Consider the following 12436-nt stretch of genomic DNA (forward strand, 5'->3'; position numbering starts at 1 on the left):
CAAAATTAAAAGGCTTATCTCCCAAAAATTACAGGAGACAAACCTTTGAAATAATATACTAATTAAGGTTTAGATTTTTGGGTTCAGTACAGTCGTGGCTTAAGTACAGAATAAAGCCAAGAGATGGTCCAAGTCGTGGCTTAACGCCAGAATAAAGCCAAGAGATCGTCAAAGTCGTGGCTTAACGCCAGAATAAAGCCAAGAGATAGTCCAAGTCTTGGCTTAAGTAGTGAATAAAGCTAAGAGATCGTCAAAGTCTTTCCTTAAACCCTAAACATCCTCACTTTTTTCAAAAATCACATTCTATATCGTCACAATGCCCATCAAGATAGCGATAAATAGCATTAGGATGGAGAAGCCCCAAACCCAGAAGAATGCGTATTTGATATATCTACCCATATTGATTTCTGCAAGTCCAACGGCTAACCATACTGCTGGTGCGAATGGGCTGACGAATGTTCCGATTACGTTACCTATCATAAGTGAAAAGGCTGTTGATTGTGATGGAACACCAAATTGACTGGCTGTTGATTCTACTATAGGTAAGATAGCGAAATAATAAGCATCTGTACTTGTTAATAAATCTAAAGGAACACCTAATACACCGATTATAATGTGTAAATATGGTCCTACAACTGTTGGTAATACTGCAATTAACGATAATGCAATCGATTCTAACATACCTGTTTCATTAAGTATTCCTAGGAAGACGCCGGCTGCTAATATAACAGCTGCCATCATTAAGGCATTTGGTGCATGTGCTCGAATACGCTCCATTTGTTCGTCGACATCTCTAAAGTTTAATGGTAACGCGATTGCGACACCGAGCATAAATGCAAATTCAGGTGGAACAATATCTAATAACATCATAGCTACGACGATGACTGTAAGTATTAAATTGAGCCAAAGTATGTAAGTATGCTTAGTAGCTTCACCTTTAATAGTAGCATTCTCTTCTTGGTCTTTTTCATAGTTTGCAATAATTTCATCCATATTGATTTTCACAACATCTTCATTAGGAAAAGCTTTAGCAATACGTCTTTTTTCGCGGATTCCTAAATAGATAGAGAATAGAATTGCGAGTACGATTCCGACTAGTTGAATAGGTATAACTTGATACCATAAGTCGTTGATATTATCGACTTTAAGAACTGAAGCGGTTCTTGCCATTGGTCCTCCCCAAGGTACCATGTTGATAATTGCTGCACTTAATGCAAGAAGTAGTACTAATAAGTATGGGCTCATTTTTAGTGCCCTGTATAATGGTAATAAAGCAGGAATTGCTAGTAAGAAAGTAGTGGCACCAGCACCGTCTAATTGTGCAAAAGTACCGATAATCGTTGTAACAATTGCTACGATAATAATATTACCTCGTGTTAATTTAATCATTCCTCTAACAAAAGGTCTGAATAAACCACTATCTGAGATAATACCGAAATAGATAATTGCAAAAATAAACATGATTGCGACATTAAATACTTGATCAATACCGGATTCGACATATTTTCGAATATCTCCAAATCCATGACCAATGACTAATGCGCCAATTACAGGTATTAAAATCATTCCTACAACTGGACTAATTTTTTTCATAATTAACATTGCGACAATTGAAATAATAATAACGAGTCCAACTATTGTCAGCAGCGTATTTGGTTCTTCCATTTTTATCCCCCTCAGTTTAATATAGCGCTTACATTATTAAAAATTAAAAAGCTTTCTACAACACATTAAAGTGTAATAGAAAGCATATGTTTATTATATCATTTTACATTAAAAATTAATATAATAATTTGAAAATTCTAATAATACTTTAATAATCAATTTCAAATCCTAAATCTTGAATCATGTCATAATCCATTTGATTTGGTTGACCACCAGTAATTAAATAGTCTCCAACAAAAATAGAATTCGCAACCATGAGTGATAATGATTGAAGCGATCTTAAATTTACTTCACGTCCACCAGCAATACGTATTTCTTTTGTAGGATTAATGAGCCTAAACATACATAGAATTCTAATACATTTCATAGGTGTTAAGTCATCCATACTACCAAACTTCGTACCTTTTATAGGATGTAAGAAATTGACTGGAATACTATCAGCATCTAATTGATTCAATGTAAAAGCCATATCGATAATATCTTCGTCAGATTCACCCATACCACAAATCACACCAGAACATGGTGAAATATTCTTTTCCTTCATTATATTAATTGTATTTACACGATCATCAAAACTATGTGTTGTCACAACTTCATCATGATAGTTAGCACTAGTATTTATATTATGATTATATCGGTCTACACCACTGTTTTTAAGAGACTCTGCTTGTTGTTCATTTGTTAATCCGAGACATGCACAAATTTTAAGTTGAGGATGATTTCTTTTAATTTGCTCAACAGAATCAGTAATGTGAGAAATCTCTTTATCGCTAGGACCACGACCACTCATAACAATACAGTAAGTTCCAATTTTATTTTCAGAAGCCACTTTAGCACCTTCAACAATTTGATTCTCCGGAATCAGTGCATATCTTTGAGATTTTTGTTTAACATCTCTTGATTGTCCGCAATAACCACAGTCTTCGGGGCAAATACCACTTTTGGCATTTAAAATCATATTCAGTTTTACTTTCTTACCATAATAATGATGTCGAACTTTATAAGCTTCTTGAACAAGTGTTAATGTATCAATCGATTCATCTTGATAAATTTTTAAAGCTTCATCAAATGTTAAGTGATGACCATTGATTACGTTATTTCCTAAAGTCATTAAAATTCCCCCTCTATAATTATTAATAGAATACTAATAATATTCTTAATTGTAAACCTAATTATTTTTAAGGTTAACAATTAATGATTAATTGCTAAAATATGGTAGAAATTACAATGAACTAGTGATAGCATATATATTGAAAGGTTTAAATTATACATAGGGGAGATAAAATGAAGGGGTTTAAATCAGTCATTATATATAGTAGTTTAGCTTTATTACTTGTAGGGTGTGGAAACGAAGAAAGTTCAGCAAGTAAAGATAATGAGCACAATAATTCAGAACAGCAGTCAAATAAACATGAAAATGCTAAGTTGCCTACTGTTGTATTTGAATCTGATTTAACAAATGAAAAATTATCAAAGTCAGAAATACATAAAAGTATTCAACGTTATTTAGATACAAGTGAAAGTATTTATAAAGTGACAACAAAGATTGAAGAAAAAGTATGGGACGAACAACCTTTAACGAAGAGAGAAGCAGATCAATTAGAAGAAGGTAGAAAACTTTTAGAAAAGAATGACCAGAACTTCTCAAATTATATAGAAAATAATACACTCCCAAAAGGCTATCAAAAAGAAACAAATAGAATCAGTCAGTACTTTACAAGTTACAATCAAACAGTTAAAAATTTAGACCAACAAGTGCAAAAAATAGAAGATAAAGCAGAAAAAGGTACCATCTCAACAAAAGATATAAAAGATATCGTACCAGATAGTCAAAATGTAAATGGTAGACAACAAGCAAAAATAGAAAAATTCCTTAAACAAATCAATGTGACGACAAATGCGTTTAAAAGGTAAAAAGTTATTTTGAAAGATGGTGGTTGTATGCAGAAGCGACTATTAGAGAATCAAACACTAATAAGAGGAGCAAGCTTGTTTTTAATCTTTGTAATTGGAGCGCTTCTATATTCATTTATGTCAGTTCCGAAAATGCTCGTTTTCATGGTTCCATTGTGTATATTATTGGTGATATTTTGTGATTGGTTAAGAGGTGTAGAAAAAGCCAAGAACATACAACATTTTATGACCTATAGGCTAATTGTACTCTTAATAGGTGTTGTATTATTGGTTCAATATTTTTTAAGTATTTATCGAGAAGACATAAAGTCTTTATACTTGTTTGCATGGCTTATAATATCATTTATCGCTGACATTATTGAAAATAAATATTTCCTTAAACAAAACAATATGAACACGAATTTGGATAAAAGCTAAAAGGTTATTTTGAAAGATGGTGGTTGTATGATGAAACAATTAATTAAAAATAGAGAGTTATTAACGTTGATATTTGTATTTATCATGATAGGAATATGTTTGTTGTTGGGTTTATTCCTAAATCTTGAACAAATTTTGATATGTATATCTCCTGTATTAATCATTTTCATGATGTTTAGAGATTGGCTAAAGGGACAAGAGGAAGCAAAAAATTTGAAGCATTTTATGATATTTAGGCTCATCATTAACATAATAATCTTTGTATTAATGATTCTATATATTTTCAGTTCATACCAAAGTGATAGTGGACCAAATATTTTGTATATGCTTGGCTGGTGTATTGTTATCTTTATCGGCTACATTATTGAAAATAAATATTTCATAAAAAAAGAATCAGGTAAATAATAATCAAGAAACTTAAAAGGCTGGGACAGTACGATCTGTCTCAGCCTTTTGGTATTTTAATATTTCGTCTTTAATTGTTCTTTTTCAATGTCTGATATAAATGCATGGTCTATTGCTTTAATATTAATGTCTTTCATTTCTGGTATTGTTAACAACTGATGGTTGTACAAGAGTTGATATTCTTTGTTTAAGTTTGTATTCGAAACTGTTCTATTATCTGTATTAATATTAAATGGAATGCCTTGTTCTATAAGCTTTCTAATATTAAGTTCTTCTACTGATTGAATTGCTTTTGTTTGTAAGTTGCTCGTTGGACAAATTTCTAATAATGCGTTGTGTTGTTTAATGTATGATAATGCTTGATTGTCTTGAATTGCAGCAACGCCATGTCCTATTCTTCGTGCACCGAGTTCGATTCCTTCTATTATATTATGTATACATCCGCATTCACCGGCATGCAATGTTAAGTGGTGGCCAGAATCTGTAGAATGTTGAATGGCTTCCTGTATGACTTTTGTAGGAAATGCTTCTTCAGGACCTGCAAAATCAAAACCTACAATGTGACGATTGGTTGTATTTAACTGATCTACTGATTTAAATAGTTCAATGTTTGTTTGGTTGTCGTGATGTCGCATGCCACAAATTAGCAAATTGACTTTAATATCATATGTATCTTCAGCTTCGATTGCTCCGTTGTTAACAGCTTCTAAAATTTTTTCAATGTTTAAGCCTTTATCTGTATGGAAAAGTGGCGCAAATCGTATTTCTATATATTTAATGTTGTCGTGATGTGCTTGTTGTGCGACATCGACAACTGCTTTCTCTAAACTATCTTTTGTTTGTAAAACTTTTAAAATGGTGTCGAAAGATTTTAAGTAGTCATCTAAGCTTTCGCAATTTTGGTCTACTTGAATATCTTCTAAATTAATAGATACATGTTGTTCTCGTGCGAGTTGCTGGATTAATTCGATGCTAACAGAACCGTCTAGGTGACAGTGTAACTCTGTTTTTGCTACTTCATTTATTGTAGACATTGGGAATATCCTTTCTTTATCTATTGGTATGATTTTTAAATATAGTTATATATTATAAACAAATTCAGAAATATCTGGTAGTATTTAGCACAAATGTGTAGAATTTGTGAGAAAGTTTATAAAAATATTATTTTTTTATCTGAAAATTCTTGGTTTCGAATTATTAAAAATGCTATATTTATAGAATATTTTTAAAATTACAGTTTCAAAATTTAGTACATACATATTAAGAAGGGTCAGACATGAATAATAATTTGAAAAGAGCGTTAACGTCAAGACAAATGCAAATGATTGCGATTGGTGGCACAATTGGTGTTGGTTTATTTATGGGGGCATCAAGTACGATTAAGTGGACAGGACCATCCGTGTTATTAGCATATGCGATTGCAGGTGTATTTGTATTTTTAATTATGAGAGCGTTAGGTGAAATGGTTTACGTTTATCCAGACACGGGTTCATTTGCTAAGTTCGCAAATGATTATATTCACCCGTCATTTTCATTCGTAACCGCTGGAAGTAGTACATTTAACTGGATTATTGTCGGTATGAGTGAAGTTATAGCAGTAGGGTCGTATTTTAAATTTTGGTGGCCAGATTTACCTTCATGGATACCAGGTTTAGCTGTCGTTCTTATATTGCTTTCTGCAAACTTAGTTTCTGTTAAGTGGTTTGGTGAATTTGAATTTTGGTTTGCCGCTGTAAAAGTTGTAACGATTATATTAATGATTATTGCAGGGTTAGGGTTAATACTTTTTGGAATAGGTAATAACTTTAATCCGATTGGAATCAGTCATTTATGGGATCGTGGTGGTTTCTTCACAGGTGGTCTAAGTGGTTTCTTCTTTGCATTATCGATCGTATTTGGTTCTTATATTGGTATTGAATTAATTGGTATTACTGCAGGTGAAACGAAAGATCCACAGAAAAATATAGTAAAAGCTATTAACGGTGTTGTATGGAGAATATTAATTTTCTATATCGGTTCGATTTTCGTTATTGTAACTGTTTATCCATGGGATGAAGTGAATCAAATTGGTTCACCGTTTGTTGCGACATTTGCAAAAGTAGGTATCACTGCAGCTGCAACTATTATTAACTTTGTTGTGATTACAGCAGCAATGTCAGGGTGTAACTCTGGTATTTTTAGTACGAGTCGTATGCTTTATACGTTATCTAAACAAAAGCAAATTTCTCAAATATTCTATAGAACGAATAAAAATGGTGTCCCACATATAGCTGTTATCGCAGTATCAATTGGTATCTTCTTCGGTATCGTCTTAGATATTGTATTACCTCTGATATTAGGTAAAGATACGAATATATTTGTATATGTGTTCAGTGCAGGTGTGCTTCCAGGTATGGTACCTTGGTTTGCTATTTTAATTAGTCATATGAATTTTAGAAAGAGAGAACAAATTAAAGATCATCCATTTAAGATGCCATTCGCACCGGTTAGTAATATAATCACAATTATTATGCTTGTATTAGTTGTCATTGGCATGTTGTTCAACGCTGAAACAAGAATCTCAGTCATTATTGGGATTGTATTTATTGCGATCATTAGTTTATACGCATTTATTAAAAAACCATAATATATGAATAAAAATACATGTACATTTTGAATGTATATGTATTTTTTTATAGTCTGAATCAAAATAAAGTAAATCTATTTTATAACTACGAATTGTTATATAACAGTTAAATAAAGGGATTTATAAATTAAATATTCAAAATTGACTATAGACATTATTTTATGAATATAATACAATTGATAACAGTTATCAATTAATAGGAGGACATCATGAATAAATATTCAAGAATTTTTATGGCAGTATTAGTTGTTTCAGCAATGTTTCTAGCAGCATGTGGCAATAATAAAGGTAGTGAAGCAGGTGCTAAGAAATCTGAAACAATAGAAATAAAAGACGAATTAGGTACTCAAAAAGTTAAAAAGAATCCTAAAAACATTGTCGTGTTAGAGTATTCTTTTGCAGATGCAGTTAAGAATCTTGGCAATACACCAGTGGGTATTGCGGATGATAATAAGAAAGAAATTATTAAAAAATTATATGGTGAAGATGTGAAATATACATCAGTTGGTACGCGTAAACAACCAAACTTAGAATCAATCAGTTCGCTTAAACCAGATTTGATTATAGCCGATGTTCAACGTCATAAAGGTATAAGTGAAGACTTGAAGAAAATTGCACCAACACTTGTATTGAAAAGTAGAGAAGCAAGCTACGATGATGTGAATGGCTCATTTAAAACAATTGGTAAAGCTTTAGGTAAAGAAGATAAAGCGAATCAATTACTTGAAGAGCAAGATTCAAAAATTAAAAAAGCTAAAGATAAAATAGATACAAAAGAAAACGAAGGTCAAAAAGTGATGATAGCTGTTGCGAGGGAAGATGCATTCCAAGCTCATACTTCTACTTCTTATGCTGGTCAACTATTAACGAAATTGGGATTAGACAACGCTGTAGAATCTAAAAATGCATATGAAGATATTAATCTAGAAAATTTATCTAAAATTAATCCGGATAAAATCATTTTTACAACTGACAAAAAGCATCCAATAACAGATGATTGGAAAGAAAAAGCGATTTGGAAAGATCTTAAAGCATATAAAAAAGGTCAAATATACCAAGTAGATAGAGACTTCTGGACAAGATTTAGAGGTATTAATGCAAATGACTATATCATAAAAGATTTAGAAAAATATAACGAAGAGAAATAAATACTTGAACAATGAACGTACATACAATTGTCCGTTCATTGTTTTATTTCTGAGTTGAGTTGGTGATGTTATGAAAAAAGAAACGATAATCATTATAGCAACAGTCATAATTTTAATAATAGGCATTTTTATAAATTTAAGCTTTGCTTCATCAATTATGAGTTTTAAAACGATATTTCATGCTTTATTACATAATGATCATTCGAAAGATACATTAATTATTAGAACGGTAAGACTGCCAAGACTATTAGTTGCGATTATGGTTGGTGTGAGTTTAGCGCTAGCAGGTGCAATCATGCAAGGTATTACGAGAAATGCACTTGCTTCACCTCAAACTTTTGGTATTAATGCCGGTGCTTCGTTAGTACTTGTTGCGGCATTAGTTTTCTTTCCTGATTATAATGGTAACCAAAGTGCGTATATTGGATTTATTGGTGCGATTTTAGGTGGCGTGATTGTGTATACCTTTATTTATGGACATGAGAATAATCAAGTTCGTTTAGCATTAGCGGGTATGACCATTCATTTACTACTATCTTCAGTCACTGAAGTGTTGATATTAATGAACGAAAACGCCACAGATATTCTATATTGGTTAACAGGTTCGTTAAACGGTAAAGATTGGGATAGTGTGGAAGTCTTATTACCATGGTTTGTAATCGGTACGATTATCACAATTATGTTAGCGAGACATTTAACGGTTATTTCACTTGGTGATGATTTAGCTACAGGTTTAGGTGTTTATAAGAAACTGATTTATATCGTATTTGGATTGATGGTTATTATTCTAGCTGGTTCATCAGTATCTGTTGCAGGTCCAATTGGCTTTGTAGGCTTAATTGCACCTCATATTTCTAAGAGGTTGATTAGAGGCGGTTATGAAAGGCATATTATATTAACAGCACTTATTGGTGCAGTGTTACTCGTTTATTCAGATGCGTTATCACATATTATTGCTTATCCTTATGAATCGCCTGTCGGAATTGTAACAGCTTTAATAGGCGGACCATTCTTCCTTTACTTATGTAAAAATGGAAGGAGTGTTCAAAAAGGATGAAACTTAAATGGAAATATATCATCGTTTCACTCGTACTATTGGTCGCATTATTCATTAATCTACAAGTAGGTTCTCAGTTTATAGGTACATCAAAGATTATATCTACATTTTCTGGCTTTTCAGATGATTATGATTTTGTTGTATATAATTATCGATTACCAAGAATGATTATTTCATTGATTGGTGGAGCCTTATTAGGTGTATCAGGTGCTATTGTCCAAAGTTTATTGAGAAATCCTTTAGCATCACCAGATATCATAGGTGTTACAAAAGGAGCAGGATTATTTGCAGTCGCACAAACATTATTGTTACCAGCACTACCATTTTATTTCTTAGGTATTGCTTCATTTATAGGTGCAGTTGTACTCATCATGCTTATTATGCTTATCGGCAAATTGTTCCAAGCAAGTACATACACCATTGCATTAATAGGTGTTGCTTTAAGTGCGATATGTCAGGCGGGTCTTCAATATTTCATGATTAGATATCCAGACAATATTAATACGACATTATTGTGGTTGTCAGGAAGTGTGTGGGGACGGAATTATGATGACTTATGGTTCTTTATACCTGGCATAGTGGTGTTGCCGCTTATTTTCTTATTTGCTCGTAAAATTGACATATTAAGTTTAGGTGATGAATCTGCTGTCAGTTTAGGTGAAAAAGTATCACTTATTAGAAATGTATATCTTGTAATGGCAGCAATTTGTGTTGGATCTGTTGTGTCAGTAACAGGAACAATTGGCTTTATAGGCTTAATTGCACCTCATATAGCAAGGTTATTAGCAGGACCGAAAGCTATTAAATTGTTACCATTGTCAGCTTTAATAGGTTCAATATTCTTATTAGTAGCAGATGCAATAGGTAAAGGGTTGTTTCCACCACTCGAAATTCCTGCAGGTGTAGTAACAGCCATTATAGGTGCACCTTATTTCTTATATTTATTAAAAAAATCTCAAAGTGTGTAATGAGTTATTTAGCCGAAACAGTCATGATTGTTTCGGCTTTTTTGATAGGCATAATTATTTCTTGAGAAATATGGCTGTGATAACATTGCATTAAAAAGAATATTAAGGAAGTGTAAGTATGTCTAATCAATCTGCTTTATTAGTTATGGATATGCAAAATGGTATTGTTGGTAGTTTATCTAATTCGAGTGAAATTATCGATAAAAACAAAAAGGCTATCGAAAGTGCTAGGAAACATCAAATTCCCGTTATTTTTGTGAGAGTCGCTTTTTCGAAAGGATTTCATGAAGTGTCACCTCACAACAAATCATTTTCACGAATTAAAGCAAGTGGACAACAAATGAGTGTGAATGATGCATCAACTCAAATTATAGACGAACTTGCACCAAATGAAGATGAAGTTGTTGTTACAAAACATCGCTTTAGTGCTTTTACAGGTAGTAATTTAGAAGTGTTATTGCGTGGTATGCAAATTGATCACCTTATTTTAACAGGTGTGGTAACGAGTGGTGTTGTATTATCTACTTTAGTTGAAGCGGCAGACAAAGACTTTGAATTAACGGTCTTATCAGATGCGATGACAGACAGAGATCTTGAAACACATCAATTTCTCATTGATAAAATTTTTCCTAGGTATGCGGAAGTAACTGAGACGATAGATTGGTCAAATACAATCGTATAGATAGGAGATAATTTATATGCGTCAAGTTTCGAGTGAGGAAACCTTTAATACGAAACTATATCCTCCAATGATTTTAGGGTCAATATTGAATCCTATCAACTCTTCTATGTTAGCTGTTGCACTTATACCAATTGCACAAGCTTTTGATATACCTTTTTATCAAACGACATGGCTTGTGTCATCGTTATATTTAGCAACGAGTATTGGTCAACCAGTGATAGGTAAGCTTATAGATATATTTGGTCCTAGAGGGTTGTTTTTATTTGCTACAAGTTTAGTAGGTGTAGCAAGTTTGAGTGCGATTTTTACACCATCTTTTTATGGATTAGTATTAGCAAGATTTCTTATAGGTATTGGTACTTGTGCAGGTTATCCTTCAGCAATGTATTTAATCAGTTATGAGGGTAAGCGTACAGGTAAAGATAGTCCAAGTAAAATATTAACAATGTTATCGATATCCAATCAGACGATTTCTGTTATTGGTCCAACAATCGGTGGTTTGTTAATTCACAGTGGCGGTTGGCAAGCAATATTCTTAGTTAATGTTCCACTTTCCATTCTGTCATTCGTATTTGGATTTTTATATTATCCAAAAGTTGAAAGTCCGAAAAAATTAAATGCATTAAAAGAACAGATAGACTTTATAGGTATAACGTTGTTTACAATTACTTTAACAACATGGATGATTTTCTTTATGGAGCCAGATCAATCCATTTTTTATCTATTTATAATTGGACTGTTCAGTTTAGTTGCTTTTGTCATTGTTGAACTCAAATCTAAAAAGCCATTCATTGATTTAAGAGTCCTTGGTCATAATGGTGCCTTAAACAACACGTATGTAAGATCTCTACTTACAGCAGTTATTTCTTATAGCGTGCTATATGGATATGTTCAATGGTTAGAAGAGGGTAGGGGGTTGACTGCAGCACATGCAGGACTCATGATGATACCACAATTCTTAGTTGGAATTTTTATGGCACAGTTAACAGGCACAAGACTATCAATCAAGTTCAAACTATATTTAGGAACAATTTGTGCACTCATAACAATGATTGGATTTCAATTCATACAAGCTGATACACCATTATGGATATTAATATTATTAGCAGCAATTTTCGGTGTGCCACAAGGATTATTAAATTTAGCAAACCAAAATGCACTTTATCATCAAGCACCAAAATCAATGATAGGCATGTCAGCAGGATTATTAAGAACTGCGATGTATATCGGAGCAATCGTATCATCCACTCTCATCAGTACATTATTCAAAGGTGACCACATCACAAATGGTATACATGAATTAGGGTTATTCTGTATGCTAATAGGCGTAGTTATCATCATTCTAACCTTTGTAAGCAGACGTTCATTAAGCGCAAGGTAAGACTGCGGGTTGTCTGAAGTTAGAGAGAGGGTCGGGTAAGTTTTGGAGTGGATGCTTAGAGTTAGAAGTCGTGGCTTAATGTGTGAGTAAAGCCAAGAGATAGCCAAAGTCGTGGCTTAAGTACTGAATAAAGCCAAGAAATCGCTAAAGTTATGGCTTAATGCCTGAATAAA

The 12436-nt window shown here is 32.6% G+C and carries 11 protein-coding genes; 8 read left to right on the forward strand and 3 right to left on the reverse strand.

Annotated elements, in window-relative coordinates:
* Positions 1-303: 303 nt before the first annotated feature.
* Positions 304-1665 (reverse strand): CitMHS family transporter, encoded by a 1362-nt coding sequence (locus LQ677_RS13610; RefSeq protein ID WP_159315977.1) that lies wholly within the window; start codon positions 1663-1665, stop codon positions 304-306.
* 148 nt (positions 1666-1813) lie between these two features.
* Complete coding sequence (gene bioB / locus LQ677_RS13615) at positions 1814-2776, reverse strand: biotin synthase BioB (RefSeq protein WP_126477985.1); 963 nt, start codon at positions 2774-2776, stop codon at positions 1814-1816.
* Positions 2777-2949: 173 nt separating this feature from the next.
* On the opposite strand from bioB, the gene LQ677_RS13620 reads away from it, so the two are divergent.
* Together LQ677_RS13620 and LQ677_RS13625 are read left to right on the forward strand one after the other, a co-directional pair.
* Entirely contained in the window at positions 2950-3579 is a 630-nt protein-coding gene (locus LQ677_RS13620; protein ID WP_037590173.1) for an NDxxF motif lipoprotein, read from the forward strand.
* Between the two features lie 447 nt (positions 3580-4026).
* The gene (locus tag LQ677_RS13625) at positions 4027-4401 is read left to right on the forward strand and encodes a hypothetical protein (RefSeq protein ID WP_204173484.1); all 375 of its coding nucleotides are present in this window, start codon (positions 4027-4029) and stop codon (positions 4399-4401) included.
* Between the two features lie 56 nt (positions 4402-4457).
* Here LQ677_RS13625 and add read toward each other — a convergent pair whose 3' ends face one another.
* Positions 4458-5435 carry an adenosine deaminase gene (gene add / locus LQ677_RS13630; protein ID WP_204173483.1) on the reverse strand — a complete coding sequence of 326 codons (978 nt, stop codon included), beginning with the start codon at positions 5433-5435 and terminating at the stop codon, positions 4458-4460.
* 242 nt (positions 5436-5677) lie between these two features.
* Here add and LQ677_RS13635 point away from each other — a divergent pair, with 242 nt between their 5' ends.
* From LQ677_RS13635 to LQ677_RS13660, 6 genes are all read left to right on the forward strand, one after another.
* Positions 5678-7027 (forward strand): amino acid permease, encoded by a 1350-nt coding sequence (locus tag LQ677_RS13635; RefSeq protein ID WP_204173482.1) that lies wholly within the window; start codon positions 5678-5680, stop codon positions 7025-7027.
* Between the two features lie 209 nt (positions 7028-7236).
* Positions 7237-8175, forward strand: coding sequence for an ABC transporter substrate-binding protein (locus LQ677_RS13640; protein ID WP_204173481.1), 939 nt, complete (start codon positions 7237-7239; stop codon positions 8173-8175).
* Between the two features lie 70 nt (positions 8176-8245).
* Positions 8246-9232, forward strand: coding sequence for a FecCD family ABC transporter permease (locus tag LQ677_RS13645; RefSeq protein ID WP_103361815.1), 987 nt, complete (start codon positions 8246-8248; stop codon positions 9230-9232).
* Positions 9229-10200: a FecCD family ABC transporter permease gene (locus tag LQ677_RS13650; protein WP_204253277.1), complete on the forward strand. Its 972-nt coding sequence runs from the start codon at positions 9229-9231 to the stop codon at positions 10198-10200. Before LQ677_RS13645 ends, LQ677_RS13650 begins: the two co-directional genes overlap by 4 nt.
* A gap of 118 nt (positions 10201-10318) precedes the next feature.
* Positions 10319-10882, forward strand: a complete 564-nt coding sequence (locus LQ677_RS13655; RefSeq protein ID WP_191836696.1) for a cysteine hydrolase family protein — start codon at positions 10319-10321, stop codon at positions 10880-10882.
* 16 nt (positions 10883-10898) lie between these two features.
* A complete protein-coding gene (locus LQ677_RS13660; RefSeq protein WP_204173478.1) occupies positions 10899-12263 on the forward strand; it encodes an MFS transporter in 1365 nt (454 codons plus the stop codon).
* Positions 12264-12436 lie beyond the last annotated feature (173 nt).

Origin of the sequence: Mammaliicoccus sp. Q-M61, from assembly GCF_022386055.1 — a bacterium.
Taxonomy (GTDB): domain Bacteria; phylum Bacillota; class Bacilli; order Staphylococcales; family Staphylococcaceae; genus Mammaliicoccus; species Mammaliicoccus sciuri_A.